Below are 19,882 nucleotides of genomic sequence, written 5' to 3'. Positions count from 1 at the left end.
ACATTTACAACCAAAACATATACAATAAATCAATTGAAAAAGTTATTTAAAGTTTTCAAATTTTAACATATCAAGATCATCTATTACTCACAAAAAAAGCCCGGATCTCACCCGGGCTGCTAGCAAAAAGCAAATTTACAAGGATTAAAAAATAAAAATATGCTAGTTTAAACTTTCAAAATAATGGATCATACCTACTTCCGACAGACGATGCTGATCCTTATCTGATTCAGTTTCCTGATTATTACTGTTTTCTAAAAAAGAATTGCTGTACAAAGCATAAGAAGGCTGTTCTGCCAACCCATTTTTCAACATCTGATGTGCTTCTACAATAGTTTTCCCGTAAAGCTTCCTGAAATTCCCGATATTATACTGCGAAAATGCTCCATAATGAACGATAAACTTCAGAGATAAATCAATTGTTGTACTTAAACTCTTACTCAATTCTTTTATTTTTCTGTTGAATGCGTTTCTCATTTTCCAAAGCATATCTGAAATACTATCATACGATGGATTTTCATCATAACGATAAAATAAAATAGCGTCACCTTCAATTTCAGAAATTTCAAAATACTGATCATTCACATCAATCAGCGTAGATAGTAGTTGTCTTACAATATATTCTCCTGTATAAAGTTTGGTATTGAACACAAATTCGGTAAATCCGCTGAAATCCGGAATTAAAATGATTCCCTCCTGTATATCTGTATTCTTCATAATGATTTTGGATTAAAAACCTGCTGCATCTAAAGACGAAGCAGGTTTAATTTTACTTTATTGCCATCCGCCACCTACAGAACGGTACAGGGCAGTGATTGCATTCAATCGTTGAGCTTTCAGAGAAGCCAGTTCCAATTCCGCATTAAGCTTATTGGTTTGCGCCATAATAACCTCTACATACGTTGCTGAATTGTATTTGAATAACAGATCCGCCTTTTTCACAGCTTCACCGGATTTCACTACCAATCCTTCAGCAATTTTCTGCTGCTCTTCCAGCTTCTGAATCTGTACCAATGCGTCAGAAACCTCTCCTACCGCTTTTAAAACAGATTGTTTAAAGCTGATTTCAGCCTGATCTGCCAATACTTTGGACTGTTCATACTGAGTTTTAAGTTGTTTTCCATTCAAAATAGGTTGAGCAATAGCTCCTGCCGCCATTCCGAAAAGAGATCCCGGAACACTGAACCATTTACTGATCTGGAAAGCATTCACACCACCCTGAGCTGTAATATTCAATGAAGGATACATGCTCATTTTAGCAACATGAATTGCCGCTGCACTTTTTCTCACTTCTAATTCAGCCGTTTTAATATCAGGTCTGTAGCTCAATAATTCTGATGGAATTCCTGCTGAAATATGATCCGGAGACTGAACATTATTCAGACTTGAACTTCTTTCAATTTTCCCTGGCATAGAACCTGTTAACAGACTTAAAGCGTTCTCCTGTGTAGCAACGGAACTTTCAATAGCCGGAATAGTTTTCAGGATCTGATCTTTCACAATTTCCTGTTGTTGAACCGCTAAAGCTGTTGTCAACCCAAGCTCCTGTTGTTTTACAAGAAACTTCAACGTATTATCAGCATACGTCAGATTCGATTTTGTAATTTCCAGTTGAGTATCCAGCATCAAAAGGTTATAATATCCTTGAACAACAGCTGCCACCACTTGTGTTTTCACTGCTTTTGCAGCTTCCTGAGTTTTAAGATAATCTGCCAGTGCCTGCTCCTTTCTTCCTTTGATCTTTCCCCAGATATCTGCCTCCCATGAAAAATTAAGCGCTGCCGTATAATCTTCCATGTATCTTTTTCCCATAAACTGCCCAGCCATCATTCCATTCATACTGTTATCAGAAGGTCTGCTAATATTACCGTTTGCTGTTGCATTAATAGTAGGAACATTTCCCCACTTACTTTGAGTATAGGCAAGTGATGCAAATTCTATTTGTTTTAAAGCAACCTGTAGATCATTATTCTGCACCATTGCTTTATCAATCAAACTCACCAAAACCGGATCTTTGAAAAAATCTTTATACCCGATTTTCGCAATATTTTCATTCTGCTCTACCACAATACTGTCACTTCTGAAAGCTTCAGGCATCTTCACTTCAGGCTGTTCATATTTTTGAACGCCACACGAAACAGCTGTTCCTGAAATGAATGCGATATATGCTATATTTTTAATTTTCATTGTTAAAATCATTTGAATTAATATTCCCAATCCGCATCCGTTACTACTCTTCCGTTAATTTTTTCATGTAAAGCCTGGAACATTACGAAAAGTACAGGTACCACGAAAATACCTAGGATCGTTCCGAAAAGCATCCCTGAAATCGCTGCATACCCGATGGAATGGTTACCCAAAGCAGAAGGTCCTACTACAAAAATCAATGGAATCAAACCGGTAATGAATGCGAGAGAGGTCATCAAGATTGGGCGTAAACGCGCCTTCGCTCCTTCAACCGCAGAAGCAATAAGGCTTTTTCCTGCTCTACGTCTCTGAATGGCAAATTCCACGATCAAAATACCGTTCTTTGCCAAAAGTCCAATCAACATCACCAAAGCAATCTGAACGTAAATATTATTGGATAATTCCGCAAAAGTAATTCCCACAAAAACGCCTGATAAACCTACCGGAATAGCGATCAATACGGCGAATGGAAGAACATAACTTTCATACTGTGCCGATAACAGGAAGAACACAAACACAATACACAATCCAAAAATCATTACTGACTGTGAGCTTGAACCTGCTTCTTCACGGCTCATTCCTTTATAATCATAAGTATATCCCGGAGGAAGCACCTGTTTACCTACTTCTTCTACCGCAGCCATTGCCTGTCCCGTACTATAACCCGGAGCCGCCATTACTGTAAGATTCGATGAATTGAATAGATTAAAACGGTCTACGACTTCAGCTCCGGTTACCTGTTTTAAGCTTACCAAAGTATTAATCGGAACCATTTGTCCTAAATTATTTTTTACGAAAATACCGTTCAGGGATTCTTTATCCTGTCTTGTTTCTGGGGTAGATTGTACCAAAACTCTGTAATATTTCCCGAATCTGTTGAAATCGGAAGCCTGAATACTTCCATAATACCCCTGCATCACCCCTAATACATCAGAAACATTCACACCAAGCTGTGCAGCTTTCACTTCATCTACAAGCACTTCAAACTGCGGATAAGTCACATCAAATGTTGTAAATGCCACAGCTACTTCAGGTCTCTGCATCAAAGCTCCCATCATTCCATAAGAGATATTTCCAAGATTCTGAAGCTGTCCGTTGGTACGGTCCTGAAGCACCAGTTCCATTCCACTTGTATTCCCGAAACCATCAACGGTTGGTGTATTGATCACAAGGAAATTGGCTCTTTTATCCTGAGAAAGCATTCCTTGGGTCTGCCCGATAATATCATTAATATTGTTAACAGCACCTCTTTCTCCTGAGTTTTTTAATTTAACGAAAATAGAAGCCGCCGAAGATGACATCGAACCACTGAACAGGTTCAGCCCGTCTACTGAAATCACTTTATCTACCGCTGGATTTTTCATTAAAAGATCTTCTGTATCTGAAACTACTTTGGATGTTCTGTCTTTAGAGGCACCCGGAGCCAGATTGGCAGTTACGATAATAAAACTCTGATCTTCGTCAGGAATAAATCCTTTTGGTGTAGTCATAGACATCCAGACAAACAATCCTCCGAAAGCAACAATCATTGCCAATGCGACCCATTTTTTCTTTAAAAGGAATAATACTGCTTTTCCGTATCGGAATGTCAGCTTATTGAAACTTGCATTAAATCCTGCAAAGAAACGGTCTTTGAAATTCATTTTTTCATGAGCTCCGCCATGATGTTGTTTTAAGAACAAAGCACATAAAGCCGGGCTCAATGTCAATGCATTAATTGCCGAAATTACGATCGCAATTGCTAATGTTAATGCAAACTGCTGATAGAACAATCCTGTGGAACCACTCATGAATGCCACCGGAACGAATACCGCAGACATGATTAAAGTAATGGAAACAATTGCTCCCGTAATTTCACTCATTGCCGACATGGTTGCCGCCCTCGGGTTCAATTTCTTATGTTCCATTTTGGCGTGAACCGCTTCTACTACAACAATCGCATCATCCACCACAATACCAATGGTGAGTACGAGGGCAAATAGTGTAAGAATATTAATAGAGAATCCAAAAATCTTCATAAAGAAGAATGTTCCCACGATAGACACCGGAACCGCAATTGCCGGAATCAATGTTGATCTGAAATCCTGTAAGAAAATATACACTACGATGAATACAAGAATAAATGCTTCAATCAATGTATGGATTACCTGTTCAATAGATTGATCCAAAGCTTCTTTTGTTGCATAAGGAATTTCATAATCCATTCCTGCAGGGAAAGATTTTTCCAGTTCTTTCATTCTTTCCTGAAGAGCGATCTGTACTTCATTCGCATTTGATCCAGCCATCTGGAAAATTGCCATCGTTACAGAAGCTTTCTTATTGAAATTGGAAGAAACAGTATAACTGTAAGCACCGAATTCTACTTTTGCTACATCTTTTAGTTTTAAAACAGAACCGTCGTTCAATGCTTTAATCGTGATATTTTCATATTGTTCAGGCTCCGTGAATTTTCCTTTGTAACGAAGAACATATTCCATCACCTCTTTACTTCTTTCTCCCAATCTTCCAGGTGCTGCTTCAAGGTTTTGACTTTGAATTGCCCTGGAAACGTCTGATGGTGTAAGATTATAAGAGGTCAGTTTATTCGGATCAAGCCATATACGCATTGAGTAGTCTTTATTTCCGTATACCATAGCATCTCCTACTCCTTTTACCCTTTTTAACTCCGGAACAATATTGATTTTTGCATAGTTTTCAAGGAAAAGATCATTCATAGAACCATCTTTACTTGTCAGGGAAACCATCGCGATCATACTGTTCTGCCTTTTCACAGTCGTAATTCCGGCTTGAATTACCTCAGCAGGAAGCTGGTTCGTTACCTGTGCTACCCTATTCTGAACGTTAATTGCCGCCTGATCGGGATCTGTTCCCAATTTAAAGATTACCGTGATGCTCAAAGTACCGTCATTACTTGCCGTAGAAGTAATATAGTCCATATTTTCCACCCCATTGATTGCATTTTCCAAAGGTGGCGCCACAGATCTTGCAATGGTTTCAGCATTGGCTCCCGGATAAGCAGCCGTTACCATAACGGTAGGCGGTGCAATGTCCGGGAATTTTGTAATCGGCAGGCTGACCATACCGACGATCCCGAGAATCACCAGCAATACGGAGATAACCGTTGCCAGTACGGGTCTTTTTATAATTTTCTTTAACATGATTTCTTCTTACGATTTTTTCTGTTGAGCATTTTTCTTTTGTGCCACTACAGGAGTTCCCGGCTGCAATCTGTCGAAACCGGAAACGATATACTGATCTCCGGCTTTAAGCCCTTTGGATACAATGAAATTATCACCGGCTTTTCCATTCACCTCTACAGGAAGCATTTCTGCTTTTCCATTTTTGATGGTAAATACGAAAACTTTATCCTGAATAGTTCTGGTAGAGGCAATGGGAAGCAAAACCACATTGCTGTAAAACTGGTTTAATAAAATCTTTCCGGTGTTTCCGCTTCTTAAAGTATTATTCGGGTTGTTGAATCTTGCTCTTAACGTGATGGAACCTGTAGTTTTGTTAAATTGCCCTTCTACGGCATCAATTCTACCTGCTTCAGCATATTTTTCACCTCCTGAAAGTAATAGAGATACCACGGGAGTATTTCTAATCACCTCATCAATACTGCTTCCTGCATATTGTTTCTGAAAATTATTAAAATCATTTTCACTTAAACTGAAATAGGTAAACACCTGGTGAATATCTGACAATAATGTGATTGGCTCCTGATTACCTGGTGTCATTAAGCTTCCCAAACGGTAATTAAACCTACCAATAAATCCACTTACCGGAGCTTTAATTGTTGAGAAATTAAGATTGATCTTTGCTGATTCAATAGAAGATGTTGACTGGCTTACCGCACCTCTCGCTGCATTATAAGCTGCCTCTGCTTCTTTCACCTGAATTTCGGAAACCATTTTATTTCTGAAAAGTTCTTTTTTTCTGTCCAAATCAATTCTTGAACTGGAAAGATTGGCTTGTGCTGTAATCAAAGCTGCCTGAGCACTTTTTAACTGTTCAGCGAATATTCTGTCTTCAATTTTGAATAAAGGCTGTCCTGCTTTCACATAATCTCCTTCATCTACAAAAATTTTGCTTAAATATCCGGTAACCTGCGGTCTTATTTCTACATTGGAAATTCCTTCAATAGATGCTGCATATTCTCTGGAAACAGAAGCGTCTCCCTGTTTTACTATTTCTACAGGAAGCTCTAGTGCCTGCTGCTGATAAGATTGGTTTTGATTGTTTTTCCTACATCCCGCCAAGACGATGAGCGAGAGGAAAAGTATGGTTGATTTCTGAATAAAAAATCTTTGCATAACAATAGTCCTTTTAAATTTTCCGGACAAAATTCGAACGAAAAAAATTCAATCGGATTATTCAAAAAACTCCTTGTTTTGTCAAAAAGACTCCTTATTTTTAAAAACCTGAGAAATATCATTCATAGATAATTTAAATAAGATATTTCTATATTTTAAATCAAAAATAATTGTTAATTTTATCAAAAAGACACCCAAAACACAACCTATTCATTATCAATACAAATCATCTTTCCTGTATTCTAAAGGAGCTCTTCCTGTATGTTTTTTGAAAAATTTACTGAATGATGCCTGATCTGAGAACTTAAGCTGTGATGCCACTTCATTTACATTAAGATTGGGATTTCTCAATAATAATCTTGCTTCTACCGCCAACACCTGATGGATAATATCACGTGGTGTCTTAAACATTGTTTTATTAATCACCTTGGTCAGGTATTTCCGGCTGATAAATAACTTATCTGCATAGAACTGAACATTATGTTCTTCTTTGAAGTGTTCCTGAACCAACTTAAAGAAACTGGTCGTAAGCTCATCTTCACGATGCGTAACTACGTGAGGTTTTTCTATTTTTTTGAAATAATTATCTATCTCATAAATCACCAATGAGAAATGGTGCCAGATCATCTCATTAAAATAATAGTTATCTTTCTCCTTATTATTAAGCTGCTTTAATTCATCGAGGTGAAAATTAAGTTTTCTGAAAAGTTCAGGTTCATCCCTGATAATATGAGTAGGATCCGATGAAAGACTCTTCAGTACATTATTGGATTTATAATTGAACCCAGCCTGGGAAATAAAATCAACAGAAAAGAAAATATAGGTTGCACAATAATCATCAGCAATATTCTCTACCCAAAAGGTCTCTGACATAGGACAGAAAACAGCATCTCCTTTAAACACTTCGTAGCTTTTATCATCCAGCCTGAAACCGACACTTCCAGCCTGTACAAGGAAAATACAGAAATAATCTGAACGATAGGGAATATTCGGTTTTATAATATAGTTTGCTTTATCTATATCCATTACCACAAACTCCTTTATCCTAAGATCAAAATCTACCTGTTGCAAAACTTCATCAAAAGCCAATTGTGAAACAAAATCAGGTTCTGGAAGAGGTTCTTTTCGGATTTTTTTAGCCATGACAAACGGATTATGGTATACGAAGGTAATGAAAAAGTGCAACCAACGAAAGACAAAAAAAGAACCGACACCCTAAGCATCGATTCTTCCTCATATAGTTTGTGTAATTTTAAGGTCGCCTATGATGAAACAGCTACTTTCGTCTGCTCCATTTTTAAGCTTTTCAATATAAAATAGAATAACATTCCCAGTGCCAAAAGAGCGTAACCAATTAAGATTATAATATTAAGGCTTCCTACTGCAAATTCTGAAGGAAAAACCTGACTCATTAGCGTCATAAATGACAATCCGATTCCGGCTCCTAAGAAGTAGCTTGTAGAACTCAAACTTGATGCCAACCCGTAATTTGCAGGTTCTACATCCTGAATTCCAAGCACTGACAATGCTGTAAAACAGAATGTCATTCCAACTCCCGAGATACATGCAGCCCCCAAAAGAACAACAGTAAGCGGATGTCCTGTAAACACTGAAATCAATAATAACACTCCTCCCATCAACATAAAAGACCATCCGAAAACTCCCATTTGAGAAGAATTTAATCGTTTTGAGATATGTGGTAAAACAAACTTCGCTGTTAAAGCTGATAAAATACTGAAAGGAACAAGCATTAATCCTGCGGAGGCAGCACTATGCCCCATATCCTTTTGTAGCATTAATGAAATCAGGAATAAAAATCCGATAAAAAACGCTCCCAGAGTAAAGAAAGCGGCATTAGAAACCACTAACGAACCGTGTTTAAACAGTTTTAAATCAAATAGAGGTTCTGCAACGGATCTTAATCGATAGAATACCATTACTAAAAGTACTATTGCTGCTACCAAGGAACCTATTACCAGGAAAGGCTGTTCTTTAACATGAACCAGCTCATGAGTTCCGTATGTTAAACTTAAAAGCCCAACTACCATTAATATTCCTGAAACGATATCCGTTTTCTGTCTATTTTCGTTTTTCTCATCTGCGGGCAGGTAATAATAAGATAAGATCAGCGTGATCAGAAGAATTGGAACATTAATAAGGAAAACCCAGTGCCAGCTTAAATATGTACTGATAATCCCTCCTACAGAAAGACCACTTCCTGAACCAATTGCAGCGAAAGAACTGAAAACTCCTATCGCACGGTTTCTCTCCTGCTCACCTCTGAAAGTATTGGTAACAATGGATAACGCAGACGGCATCACAAACGCAGCACCCAAACCTTGTAAAGCTCTGAATAATGCTAACATTTCAAAGCTTTGAGACAAGCCTGCTCCCAATGATGTTAACATGAAAATAAGCGCTCCCCAGAGAAACATTTTCTTTCTTCCTACCTGATCGGATAATTTCCCACCAATAATAAGAAAGCCTCCAAAGAATAGCACATAAAGGGTTTGCAACCATTGAACGGTTCCTGCTCCGATGCGAAACTGTTCCTGAATAGAAGGAATTGTTAAATTAATAATGGCAATATCCAAAGCCTCCACAAATGTTCCTACCGACGCTAAAATTAATATTATATTCTTCCTTGTATCCATACGTTCAAATTTCCTGCAAAATTAAAATTAACAGAACATATGTGAAAATTTTATATTAAATTTGGAACAATACGTAAATATAAAACATGTTAAAAGAACAAAATAACTATTTCAATACAATAATATTCATAAAACAGAACAAATGGCAACAGAAAATTATACTCCGGACGAAAAAGATCTTTCTATTTTAAGACTTCTTCAAAGGGATGCTAAAATGAGCGTCCGTGACATTTCTGCAAGGATAAATCTAAGCCCCACTCCTACTCATGAGCGTATAAAACGTATGGAAAAGCTAGGCATCATCAAAGAATACACAGCTGTAGTAGATCGTAAAAAGGTCAATAAAGGAATGATGGTCATCTGTATGATTGCTTTGAATGTTCACAATAAAAAAACTGCAGGAAAGTTCATTGAAGAGGTTAGCAAATTGAAAGAAGTGGTTGAATTTTATAATATCAGCGGTGATTTTGATTTCATGCTAAAAATTCTTGCTCCGAATATGGATGAATTTCATGAATTTTTCATCAATAAATTATCGGAAATCGAAGGAATTGGACAGACCAAAAGTATTTTTGTAATGAACAGCATTAAAGAAAGCTCTCAAATTGTATAAGCCAAAATCACGACAGCAATCGTAAAATTATTTCTAAAATTTTAAAACAATTGACATATTCATGAATCATAATAGGTCTTAAGATTTAAATTATCATTTAGTATTTATTAAAGTAATAGCTGCATATTTAAATTCTCTCCACTTCACAGCATTCAATCTAAAATAATTGTAAATCAGATTATTAAATTGAAAAACACATATATAGTGTACCTGTGTCGTATGTGTTTTTTTGGAGATATTTATGATTATTAAATATGTTTGTCAAGTGAAAAACTTTAGCATCTGAAATTTAATCAAAAGACAATTTATTCCTCTTTTAATTAATAAAAACCAGAAGCATAGATAATGAAAAAAACTCAGAAATGAGATTTCTTTTATAAACTAAACAAATAACACCTGCAAAAACACAAGCGAAAAAAGAGGTCCAAATTAACACAATACTGTACGATGAAACAATATCTTATAAGAGGATATAATCTACGTTACTTGTTTAGCAAAAAGAGATTACAATAAGGCAATTGTAATCTCTTTTTTTGTGCGAATTACTTATAAAAAAACAGTGACATAAATAGATTACGCCACTGTTCAATACACATTATAAACTTATATAAACCGGAATTTCCGGCATTATTTATATTTTTATTTCCAGTAATTCCAAACAGATCCGTCAAATATAGCCAGAGTTTTGCTGGTTATATCATAACACATCATTCCAGGATATGGATTTTTAACATTTATATGAGGTGTTGCTACCTGGGGAAGGATCATTGCTTTATCTGAAGATTCCAATACTAGAACTCCATCTGCTGTACTACTTGCAGCCCCCATTACTACTCCTTTCCCTAGTTCCGCAGAAGTATTCGCAACAACAGCACTAGAATTTCCTGCGTCAGAAAGAGGCTTCCATGTGTCATTCTCATACATTTTAACTTTATTATCAGTTACATCAAAGATAAAAGTTCCATTTACCAGAGTTCCGGTAGGAAGACCTGATGTTGCCGGAAGGATTAATCCTTTTGTATTTCCCGTTACATTATTGAAATCCAAAACCGTGCTATTACCGTCTACCACTTGTTTTCCAATAGCTACCTGAGCAAAAGAAAAGTTAAAAATCACAAGAGCAACTCCTATACTTATATTTTTTATATTTTTCATAATACCTTATCTATTAGATTAATCGTTACAACTTCTTTCTACACATTTCCACTTAGTACCATTATAAAGTTTTACACATTTATCCTGGATATCATATAATAACATTCCTTCTTTTGGATCTGCAATAGCATCTCCTGGTTGTGGAGTCTGACTTACATGCTGAACTCTTGTAATCACAAAACCTTTGTTTTTAGCTTCCATAGCAAGGAAACCATTTGGGACATTTTCAGGCCATGCATTATTTTTCTGTTGTACTGTAATCCCGAATTTTGTGTATCCATCAGGAGTTCCTGTTGTTGCAGCCTTAGTACAGAATGAATCTATTTCATTAATAATCACAGGTGCATTACCACAAACTTGTTTATCATCTGACAATCCACTAGGCCACAAAGATGGACATGTAGCAGATGTAGCATTAGGACCACAGAAACTAGCATTCCCCATACCTAATCCAACAACTGATCCCATAGCAATAGCCACAATCTGACTATCATCACTTATTACAGAGGCGCCACCACCTCCACTTACATCAGCCTTAGCAATACAGTAAGCTCTACCTGTTGGTATTCCCACATATTTAACCGATGGATAGGTTGTGGATTGTTGAGTAAAGGTTCCACATATTTCCACCAAACTGTTTGTTCCCATCTCAATCATAGAAGTACGTCCCGGATAGAACCCAGCAGCACTTGGATCTCCCTGAACCACAGCACCAGTAAGAGAAATATATGATTTTGTTCCCAATTTAACTCTTGAGTCTTTATTACTACCATAAACCCCGATTGTAATTGACCCATTAGATTTCACACTTGCTCCATCACCAATTTCAAGGTTCCCCATAACCTGAATACCTGATACCTGAAACTCTCCGGACTGAACGATAAGAGTAGCCCCATCAGGAATACTCACACCACTTAATGTTGTGTAACCTCCACTGATACAATATGTATTTCCAGTGGTCATAACCTGTCCCGTATAAGGTATACACTGCGCGTTTGCAACGGAGTAAAAGGCAACCATTAATAGAAAAATCATTTTCTTATTAATATTGAAAAAATTTAAATTCCTCATGTTTTTTTATAGTATTTTAACGAATTATTTTCATTTTATTGATAAAAATATGATATTTCCATACCCATGACCGCCTAATAAACAATTAACATACCAAACTCATGACAAACAATAAAATATTGTCTCGAACCTTTTTGTTCATTGAAGAATCATTTTTTATAGCATCAATTTCAAAACAAATACAAACAAACTAAAGAGTAATATTTTTTATAACTTAAAATTAAGATATAATCAAGATATCTTTTTATATTATTTAAAATTTCAATATAATCTTCAATAAAACAGGTTTAATAATCCTAAAAACATAAAGCTCATTTTTATAAATTTCATTAAAAAACAAAACCTTAAATACATTATTCGCATATTATAAAAATCTTACTCTAAAATTTAACTAAAGGAGTTGATAGTTTTAACCTATATATTCATAATCTCAATCATTAAATTCAAAATCAAGATTCTTCAAATTGTTATACATGAATAAGATTTACTTTAAAAACCGTAAATTTGCACCATGAATAACGATACCATTTGTGCACTGGCTACAGCCAATGGAATAGGTGCTCTGGGCATTATCAGAGTATCAGGAGATGATGCTTTACCTATAGTTCAAAAAAGTTTTCCAACCAAAAAGCTGGAAAAACAGAAGTCTCATACTATTCATTACGGATATTTTATGGATGGTGATGAAGCCATTGATGAGGTTATGCTTTCAATTTTTCTGGCTCCCAAAAGTTTTACTACAGAGAATTCTGTAGAGATTGCTTTTCACGGCTCACCGCACATTGGAAAACGTATTCTGGAAACTCTTATTAAAAATGGTGCAAGAATGGCTAAAGCCGGAGAATTTACTCTTCGCGCTTTTATCAACGGAAGAATTGACCTTTCTCAGGCAGAAGCAATTGCAGATGTAATTGCGTCTGAAAATGAAGCTTCGAGAAAAGTTGCCATCAATCAGCTGAAAGGAGGAATCACCAATGAAATTTCATTATTAAGAACTGATCTTCTGAATTTTGTATCTCTTATAGAACTGGAACTTGATTTTGCAGAAGAAGATGTAGAGTTTGCAGACAGAACAGCTTTAAGCGGCTTACTGGATAAAATTGATCATAAACTGATATCTCTTATTGAAAGCTTCCAATACGGGAATGCTATTAAAAATGGTACTGCTGTTGCTATTATTGGAAAACCTAATGCCGGAAAGTCTACTCTACTGAACGCTTTACTAAAAGAAGAAAGAGCCATTGTAAGTAACATTGCAGGAACTACCAGAGATACTATTGAAGAGGTTCTTCATATTAAAGGGCATGCTTTCCGTTTGATTGATACTGCCGGTTTGCGTGAAACAATGGATGAAATTGAAGCTATTGGAGTAAAAAAAGCAAAAGAAAAAGTAGAAAATGCCAATATTTTAGTTTATCTGGCGGATGCGGCTACTGAAGATTTCTCTGAGGATATTGAAATGATTCAGTCTTTGTTAAGAGAAGATCTGAAATTAATTATCTGTGCTACAAAGATAGACGAGGTTAGTCCTGCAAAATATGAAACAGTAGAAGATATTTTCAGAAATGCCATTTCGCATGAGTTTGACTTCATCAAGATTTCTGCCGTTGAAAATCAAAACATGCAGGATCTTAAAAATGAACTCTCTTCTTACGTTGAACAATTAAAATCGGAAGAAAACAATGTCGTGATTACCAACCAACGTCACTTTGAAGCGTTACAAAAATCATTAGATGCTGTAAATAAGGTAAAAGAAGCTATTTCTTTCCAGATTTCTACAGAATTGCTCGCTTATGAGCTTAGAAATGCGTTGGAGCACCTTGGTGAGATTTCCGGGGAAGTGACAAATGATGAGGTGTTAGGGAATATTTTCTCTAAGTTTTGTATCGGCAAATAAACACGATAAATAGAACAATTTACAACAAGCCAACTTACTGATAATTAACCAATTTCACAAAAATACATTTTGTAACGGTTAACGAGTAAGCTGGCTTTTTTTGTACCCTTTTGTCCCCTATTTGTCCCTCAAACTGGTAATATTTTATTTTTTGAAACCAGGGAGAAATAACTTCGCTTAATGTACCTTATTGTACCTTAATGCTACTTAATGTACATTATTGTATCTTAAGCATGTTTGAACTCCCACAAATAAAATATTATGAGTTCAAATATCAAAATCAAGAAAATCTGCCAACATTGCAGTCTTGAATTTATTGCAAGGACTACCGTAACAAAGTACTGTAGTCACAAATGTGCCCAGAGAGCTTACAAAGCTAATGTCAGAGAACTGAAAATACAGCTCTCCGCTGCGGAACCGCAAGTTCCTCCTAAAAAAGCCATATCACTACAAAATCCAGACTCCTACTTCGAGCTTAAAACACTTGACTATTTAACTGTCAAAGAAGCTGCTGTACTTTTAAAATGTGATCGTAGAACTATTTATGACATGGTCAAAAGTGGTAGGCTGCCCTCAGCAAACTTATCTGTCAGGAAAATGCGTATTTTAAAAAAAGATATAGATAAGTTGTTCGAACTGGTGGAAAAGCCACTCTTAGCATCGCCAGATGGCCACAGCCCTATCAACGAAATCCCACTAACAGACTGTTACTCGATCGGCCAGATCCAGAAGCAATTCGCTATTTCTGAAACGAGTCTAAAAAACCTTATCAGGCGACACAACATCCCAAAATTCCAAAAAGGAAAATTCGTATATGTTCCCAAAATGGAAATTGATCCGATTTTAAACAGAATCAGGTCAAACAGTTATTGCGGTTAAAAGCATATTCAATCATTAATGAGCATTTAAAGGACAAACAAAGCCATTGACTACCGTATAAGTATACTGTTAAATGGCTATTCCTATAATACAAATAAAAATCATATTATGTCAACAGTTACATTAAGAAGAAAACCTATTTCAAAAGGTAGACTTTCCCTATATTTAGATATATATCCGCCTATATTTATTCCAGAGACAGGAGTAATGAAACGAAAGCACTATTTAAAGTTATTCGTATACCAACGTCCTAAAACAGAAATAGAAAAAGATTTTAATACAGAAACGCTGGCACTTGCGGAATATGTGAGGGCACAACGTCAGATCGATCTACAGAACTGTCGGTTCGACTTTATATCTGAGTCGAAAATGCAATCTAACTTCATTGAATTTTTTGAAGAAGAGGCTAAAAAACGAAAGGGATGCTATAATTGGACAATGGCTGTCAGATACTTCAAAGCCTTTGTTGGGGAAAAGATTTCCTTTACAGAATTGAGCGAAACTTTGGCAGAGGAATATACCGATTTTCTTCTTTCATCACCTGCAATTGGCAGGGCTAATAGGAAGATCAAAAAAAATACAGCTGTAGCTTATTTTGGTAGATTTAAGCTGGCTCTCAAAGCTGCATTTAAAAAGAGGTTTTTGCCAATTGATCTTGGAGCTATTGTAGAAAGTATTAAACCGCAGGAGACCCACCGTCCATTTCTTTTTATGGAAGAACTACAGCGAATGGCAACTGCGCACTGCGATAATGTTATCGTTAAAAAAGCCGGACTTTTTTCAGCAATGACAGGATTCCGATACTCTGATGTACACACGCTGTTATGGAGAGAAATACAGGGATTCCCCGGAAACTATTACATACTCTACAAGCAGGAAAAAACGGAAAGCGCTGAATATTATCCTGTATCAGATCAGACAATTGAATTATTGGGCTCTTTCGGAGATCCCGAAGCGAAAGTCTTTGAAGGATTAAGGTATGACCATACTGTTACAGAATTAAAGAAATGGCTTGTCAATGCTGGCATAAGCAAGCATTTTACCTTCCACGGATTTAGACATACGTTCGCGACACTCCAGATAGCCGCGGGAACTTCCATCTACACGGTATCAAAACTATTGGGTCACAAAAGTATTAAGACTACCGAAATTTATGTAAAAATCGTTGATGCACTAAAAAAAGAAGCCTCAGAGAAAATCAAACTCGATTTTTTCAATATCAGCCAGATAGCCGTAAATACTGTCATCACACAAAACTCAAAACCTGAACAAACGATGATGATATGTAATCCTGAACAAAATAAGGACACTATAAGACAACAATAAAATGCTGAACCAATTAAAATTTAACCTTGTAAAAAAAAGAATATGAAAAATTACACATTTGAACAATTACCATCTGCACTTGCTAAACTGGAAGAAAAAGTAGATAAGATTTTAGAACTACTAAATGGAAAACGTGCAGCCGATTCTTTGGAAGATGATTACATCGGAGCAAAGGAGGCATGTGCAATTCTCAAACTATCCCTTCCCACGTTATACAGTAAGGTCTGTCACCGTGAAATTCCATCTTATAAAAGAGGAAACCGGCTCCATTTTTCAAGGTCAGAACTTCGACAATGGATAAAAGACGGTAAAAAGAAAACAATGACTGAAATCAGTCTGAATGCCAGGGATATCGCAAATAAAATGGAAAAACGAAAATGGTAGCCTGAATAGAAATTTTATCATAAAATAGATTAAAGCTCCCAAAAAAGTCTCCCTACTTAAAAATCAAAAGTAGGGAGATTTTTAGTATAGCTACAATAATTATTGTATTCGCCCCATAATTCATCAGTTTGGTCATTTTGATAATAGTAAGACGTTTTTTAATAGGCTAAGCATATTTAATCAGAAGATTCTCTGGGGGTTTTCTTGTTAAATCAGCGCTGATAGCGATAATGCTAATGTAGATAGGATCCCAAATACAAAAACAAAGCTTTTTAATGGTTTTTCCTCATTTCCTTTTATGCTGACGCTGAACAGAAACCGTAACACTAGATAAAATATGTAATACGCTCCGCGGGCAACAAAAACGAGCAGCAACATCACCATAATAATAGCAATAGTACCTAGTCCGATGAACACATCCTTAAAGATCGGGTGACCCGGCAATCCCTTGAAAAGAGACTCGAATCCCGCAAAAAGGTTTAAAGGATTATGGACCAAAAGAATGGCAAATATTCCAGATAATGTAAATAACAATACATATCTTAAAAGATCGCTTCTGTTAAAATTTCCCAGTAAAAGAATCATGAGCATAATAGTGCTATAAAGAATTGTTGGATTTTTAAGTGGATTTTTTATCGAATCAGGACCAAATACTTTCGCACTGAAAAGGTTAACAATAGCCAGTCCAATAAAAAGACCGCATACCCAACGCATGGTTTTCTTCCTCGTCTCACTATAAGGTTCAGTAATAATTGATTCCATCTCAACTTTTACCCTGGAATGGAAATGATTGACTTTTGCAATAACTACAGTGTTAGTTATTGCGCTCTCTACACGCGTTAGAATCAGGATTAATACACCTAAAACTGTCAAAATTAATTCTCCCATAATGTAAATATTTTATTGCATAAAAGATAGCACAAAAATTAAAACGACAAAAAAATATCACACAAAAGTGAACACAAACCTGTATAATTTCAAAATACCCCTTTAATAAAAGCCGCTACAATCATATCAAGTTTTACAATTAACTGAAACTTCTACAAAAGGAGTCCAGTCTTATACCGCTATCAAGGATAAGATTTTTTACGGTATATTCACACTTTCCGGCATATGCTTTTGCTCTTTCGGAAAAGGGGGAACATACTATTGAGAAGCTTATCTAATTCAAGAGAAGCTATTCTACCTAACAGTTATAAACAATTGTTATTTTTTACTATATTTAACTATCACTAAAACAAAACATTATGAGCACATCTCTTCGTGGATTATCCACTGTAAGTTTTTATGCCGCTGATATCGAAGCTGCAAAACAATGGTATACTGATTTTTTGAAAATCGAACCATACTTCGCAACCGATGGCTACATTGAATTCCGTATAGGTGATTATCAACATGAATTGGGAATAATAGATAGCAAGTATGCACCAAAAGGAGCTTTTCACCCTGCCAGTGGAGCTATCATATATTGGCATGTTGATGATTTACAGGGAACACTCGACAGCCTTTTATCTGCTGGGGCAAAGGTTCATGAACCAGTCATAGACCGCAGCGCCGGAAAAGGTGAATACGTAACAGCATCAGTCGTTGATCCATTTGGGAATATACTCGGTATAATGACCAATAAACATTATCTGAATATTTTGGATGGTAAAAAATAAGAACTGATAAAAATAATTATAACTAAAATCAAAAAACATGAAAAAAATTCTCACATTCCGTTTTATGTTGGCCTTTGTGCATTCGCATTAATTTTTATGTCAGCAAAGGTTTCCGCTCAAACACTACATACTGATAATCTACCTCAACAGGCTATGGAATCCAAATTAACCGGTATTACAATTGGCATTTCCTTCATAGATCCCGGCAAATATCAAGAAATCTTAAATGAACTTCAGGACCTTTTTTATAAGGAAGCTACTAACGGAGAAATAACTAATGCGCTCTTTGGACTTTTGTTAACAAAAATCCCTATATAGCCACTCACATCGTTATAGCGCTTCAGCTCAATACAGATCAGGGTTGGAACAATCTTCAAAATTCTATCAATAATATATACGGTCAGCTCGGCCCACTATATGATCAAATTATGGATATGAACAATAGATTGAAAAGTCAGCACAATACAGGATAATGATCATAATTCTTTATATATGATATGAGGAATATATCGATGCTATTTTGTTTTAATTGTCCCTTACTAAAGAAAATAAGAAAACTTCTTCTTATAACCCTATGTCTTTACATAAGGTTATATGTAGAGCTCCTGTGGCTGCCGGATAGTAAAACATCATAAAATGAAAATGGCCGGAACAACGATGCTCCAGCCATTTTCATTCTATTACTTTGGATCGAGGAAAGATTGCTCCCTTTCATAATCCCCTCTCTGCTTAAACTCCTTTGTTTTTAAGTTTAGTATACGTGTTTATTGAATTTAGCAACGTATAAAATACCCACTCCAATTGTTCTAGGTGTTTCAGATCTTTTGTTGATTCTTTGTTATGACGAATATCGAAAGTATTTACAAGCTTGAAAAAATCGGAGACATCCCCTGATGTAAAAGCTGAGGATAGATCTCCCCGTAGAGGTTCGAGCACATAACTCAATGTTTCACATGCTGAACGCATTCTATCCATTGTTTGTGGTTCGTCGAAAAACAGCTTCCTGGCATGATTTATCTTTGCATCAATCTCAGCATCTCCTGTTGTTATTTCCTGGTTGACCAGACCGTACATTGGCATTTTTGGAAGCTCCTTCCTTGCTAATTCTTTACCCATGTTGGTTACCTTTACTCCTTGGAACAAGTATCTTTTTTGAGATAGCGTCTGTGTATTTCTAATAGTAATATGATAATCCTGTTTAAGTTGATCCACTATTCTATAAAATTCCTCGGGATCGGCAAACGCAAGAGCAAAGTCCCTGGTTGTGTTAAACTCAAATTCTCTGTTCTCCTTTCCTCCACCCTGATATAGATATTTTAGAAAATGACTACATTTTTCTTCAAACGCTGTCGGTGGATTTAATAATTTATAACCTTCTCTTATAAAATCGCCTGTGATTAGAATTGGTTCCTCCCCCTTCAACGTTCTTTCCTTGCAAATTCCTGCAATAAGATAGTTTTCAAAGTCTCCATTTAAAAGTTCTTCATAAACTGACAGGGATATTTTAACGTGGCCAACAACAACGTTTTCATATTCCACGAATGTCCCGGTCGTAGGGTAAAAATTGTCAGGATACAATGTGTACCCAGTAAGTGCGCATTGATTAAAAGTCATCTTTTTCTTTTTTATATTATTACTCCGATATTTTCAAAATTACCGTTCAAGCTTATTGAACGGTAAGTGACTACAAAGTAAAATGGATTCTACGCAGTCATTTTGCGTAATTTGAAATAACAGCTTTA

16 protein-coding genes are annotated in these 19,882 nt (G+C 36.0%); 6 read left to right on the top strand and 10 right to left on the bottom strand.

Annotation, left to right across the window (positions count from 1 at the left end; genetic code table 11):
* Positions 1-162: 162 nt before the first annotated feature.
* The 6 genes from BBI01_RS01520 to BBI01_RS01495 all read right to left on the bottom strand — a co-directional run bounded on the left by BBI01_RS01520 (position 163) and on the right by BBI01_RS01495 (position 9,154).
* Positions 163-717, bottom strand: coding sequence for a DUF2652 domain-containing protein (locus tag BBI01_RS01520; protein ID WP_065392924.1), 555 nt, complete (start codon positions 715-717; stop codon positions 163-165).
* A 57-nt stretch (positions 718-774) separates the two neighbouring features.
* Positions 775-2,187, bottom strand: a complete 1,413-nt coding sequence (locus BBI01_RS01515) for an efflux transporter outer membrane subunit (protein WP_065392923.1) — start codon at positions 2,185-2,187, stop codon at positions 775-777.
* A 17-nt stretch (positions 2,188-2,204) separates the two neighbouring features.
* Positions 2,205-5,345, bottom strand: a complete 3,141-nt coding sequence (locus BBI01_RS01510) for an efflux RND transporter permease subunit (RefSeq protein ID WP_065392922.1) — start codon at positions 5,343-5,345, stop codon at positions 2,205-2,207.
* Between the two features lie 9 nt (positions 5,346-5,354).
* Positions 5,355-6,500, bottom strand: a complete 1,146-nt coding sequence (locus BBI01_RS01505; RefSeq protein ID WP_065392921.1) for an efflux RND transporter periplasmic adaptor subunit — start codon at positions 6,498-6,500, stop codon at positions 5,355-5,357.
* 216 nt (positions 6,501-6,716) lie between these two features.
* The gene (locus BBI01_RS01500; RefSeq protein WP_065392920.1) at positions 6,717-7,643 is read right to left on the bottom strand and encodes a helix-turn-helix domain-containing protein; all 927 of its coding nucleotides are present in this window, start codon (positions 7,641-7,643) and stop codon (positions 6,717-6,719) included.
* A 119-nt stretch (positions 7,644-7,762) separates the two neighbouring features.
* Complete coding sequence (locus tag BBI01_RS01495; RefSeq protein WP_065392919.1) at positions 7,763-9,154, bottom strand: MFS transporter; 1,392 nt, start codon at positions 9,152-9,154, stop codon at positions 7,763-7,765.
* A gap of 142 nt (positions 9,155-9,296) precedes the next feature.
* On the opposite strand from BBI01_RS01495, the gene BBI01_RS01490 reads away from it, so the two are divergent.
* Positions 9,297-9,767, top strand: coding sequence for an Lrp/AsnC family transcriptional regulator (locus BBI01_RS01490; protein WP_065392918.1), 471 nt, complete (start codon positions 9,297-9,299; stop codon positions 9,765-9,767).
* 639 nt (positions 9,768-10,406) lie between these two features.
* On the opposite strand, the gene BBI01_RS01485 is transcribed toward BBI01_RS01490, so the two are convergent.
* Both BBI01_RS01485 and BBI01_RS01480 read right to left on the bottom strand, forming a co-directional pair.
* A complete protein-coding gene (locus BBI01_RS01485; RefSeq protein WP_065392917.1) occupies positions 10,407-10,922 on the bottom strand; it encodes a phage tail-like protein in 516 nt (171 codons plus the stop codon).
* An 18-nt stretch (positions 10,923-10,940) separates the two neighbouring features.
* A complete protein-coding gene (locus BBI01_RS01480) occupies positions 10,941-11,957 on the bottom strand; it encodes a phage tail-like protein (RefSeq protein WP_123862045.1) in 1,017 nt (338 codons plus the stop codon).
* Positions 11,958-12,504: 547 nt separating this feature from the next.
* On the opposite strand from BBI01_RS01480, the gene mnmE reads away from it, so the two are divergent.
* The 4 genes from mnmE to BBI01_RS01460 all read left to right on the top strand — a co-directional run bounded on the left by mnmE (position 12,505) and on the right by BBI01_RS01460 (position 16,479).
* A complete protein-coding gene (gene mnmE, locus BBI01_RS01475) occupies positions 12,505-13,890 on the top strand; it encodes a tRNA uridine-5-carboxymethylaminomethyl(34) synthesis GTPase MnmE (protein WP_065392915.1) in 1,386 nt (461 codons plus the stop codon).
* Positions 13,891-14,151: 261 nt separating this feature from the next.
* Positions 14,152-14,769, top strand: coding sequence for a helix-turn-helix domain-containing protein (locus BBI01_RS01470; protein WP_065392914.1), 618 nt, complete (start codon positions 14,152-14,154; stop codon positions 14,767-14,769).
* A 108-nt stretch (positions 14,770-14,877) separates the two neighbouring features.
* Positions 14,878-16,095, top strand: a complete 1,218-nt coding sequence (locus tag BBI01_RS01465; protein ID WP_083189983.1) for a site-specific integrase — start codon at positions 14,878-14,880, stop codon at positions 16,093-16,095.
* Between the two features lie 42 nt (positions 16,096-16,137).
* On the top strand, positions 16,138-16,479 hold the full coding sequence (locus BBI01_RS01460) for a helix-turn-helix domain-containing protein (protein ID WP_065392912.1): 342 nt from the start codon (positions 16,138-16,140) through the stop codon (positions 16,477-16,479).
* Between the two features lie 207 nt (positions 16,480-16,686).
* On the opposite strand, the gene BBI01_RS01455 is transcribed toward BBI01_RS01460, so the two are convergent.
* Positions 16,687-17,367 carry a hypothetical protein gene (locus tag BBI01_RS01455; RefSeq protein WP_065392911.1) on the bottom strand — a complete coding sequence of 227 codons (681 nt, stop codon included), beginning with the start codon at positions 17,365-17,367 and terminating at the stop codon, positions 16,687-16,689.
* A 359-nt stretch (positions 17,368-17,726) separates the two neighbouring features.
* Here BBI01_RS01455 and BBI01_RS01450 point away from each other — a divergent pair, with 359 nt between their 5' ends.
* Positions 17,727-18,140 (top strand): VOC family protein, encoded by a 414-nt coding sequence (locus tag BBI01_RS01450; protein ID WP_065392910.1) that lies wholly within the window; start codon positions 17,727-17,729, stop codon positions 18,138-18,140.
* Between the two features lie 729 nt (positions 18,141-18,869).
* Here BBI01_RS01450 and BBI01_RS01440 read toward each other — a convergent pair.
* Complete coding sequence (locus tag BBI01_RS01440; RefSeq protein WP_065392908.1) at positions 18,870-19,754, bottom strand: hypothetical protein; 885 nt, start codon at positions 19,752-19,754, stop codon at positions 18,870-18,872.
* Positions 19,755-19,882 lie beyond the last annotated feature (128 nt).

This window comes from Chryseobacterium artocarpi (assembly GCF_001684975.1).
In the GTDB taxonomy this organism is placed as follows: domain Bacteria; phylum Bacteroidota; class Bacteroidia; order Flavobacteriales; family Weeksellaceae; genus Chryseobacterium; species Chryseobacterium artocarpi.
The sequence above is the reverse complement of the archived record's forward strand: the minus strand, read 5'-3'. Positions and strand labels throughout refer to the sequence as shown.

Bases quoted from the DNA above. Each gene is read 5' to 3' on its own strand.
- BBI01_RS01510 (WP_065392922.1), bottom strand. From the start codon at position 5,345: ATGTTAAAGAAAATTATAAAAAGACCCGTACTGGCAACGGTTATCTCC.
- BBI01_RS01450 (WP_065392910.1), top strand. From the start codon at position 17,727: ATGAGCACATCTCTTCGTGGATTATCCACTGTAAGTTTTTATGCCGCT.
- BBI01_RS01500 (WP_065392920.1), bottom strand. From the start codon at position 7,643: ATGGCTAAAAAAATCCGAAAAGAACCTCTTCCAGAACCTGATTTTGTT.
- BBI01_RS01505 (WP_065392921.1), bottom strand. From the start codon at position 6,500: ATGCAAAGATTTTTTATTCAGAAATCAACCATACTTTTCCTCTCGCTC.
- BBI01_RS01455 (WP_065392911.1), bottom strand. From the start codon at position 17,367: ATGGGAGAATTAATTTTGACAGTTTTAGGTGTATTAATCCTGATTCTA.
- BBI01_RS01495 (WP_065392919.1), bottom strand. From the start codon at position 9,154: ATGGATACAAGGAAGAATATAATATTAATTTTAGCGTCGGTAGGAACA.
- BBI01_RS01515 (WP_065392923.1), bottom strand. From the start codon at position 2,187: ATGAAAATTAAAAATATAGCATATATCGCATTCATTTCAGGAACAGCT.
- BBI01_RS01490 (WP_065392918.1), top strand. From the start codon at position 9,297: ATGGCAACAGAAAATTATACTCCGGACGAAAAAGATCTTTCTATTTTA.
- BBI01_RS01520 (WP_065392924.1), bottom strand. From the start codon at position 717: ATGAAGAATACAGATATACAGGAGGGAATCATTTTAATTCCGGATTTC.
- BBI01_RS01440 (WP_065392908.1), bottom strand. From the start codon at position 19,754: ATGACTTTTAATCAATGCGCACTTACTGGGTACACATTGTATCCTGAC.
- mnmE (WP_065392915.1), top strand. From the start codon at position 12,505: ATGAATAACGATACCATTTGTGCACTGGCTACAGCCAATGGAATAGGT.
- BBI01_RS01470 (WP_065392914.1), top strand. From the start codon at position 14,152: ATGAGTTCAAATATCAAAATCAAGAAAATCTGCCAACATTGCAGTCTT.
- BBI01_RS01460 (WP_065392912.1), top strand. From the start codon at position 16,138: ATGAAAAATTACACATTTGAACAATTACCATCTGCACTTGCTAAACTG.
- BBI01_RS01465 (WP_083189983.1), top strand. From the start codon at position 14,878: ATGTCAACAGTTACATTAAGAAGAAAACCTATTTCAAAAGGTAGACTT.
- BBI01_RS01485 (WP_065392917.1), bottom strand. From the start codon at position 10,922: ATGAAAAATATAAAAAATATAAGTATAGGAGTTGCTCTTGTGATTTTT.
- BBI01_RS01480 (WP_123862045.1), bottom strand. From the start codon at position 11,957: ATGATTTTTCTATTAATGGTTGCCTTTTACTCCGTTGCAAACGCGCAG.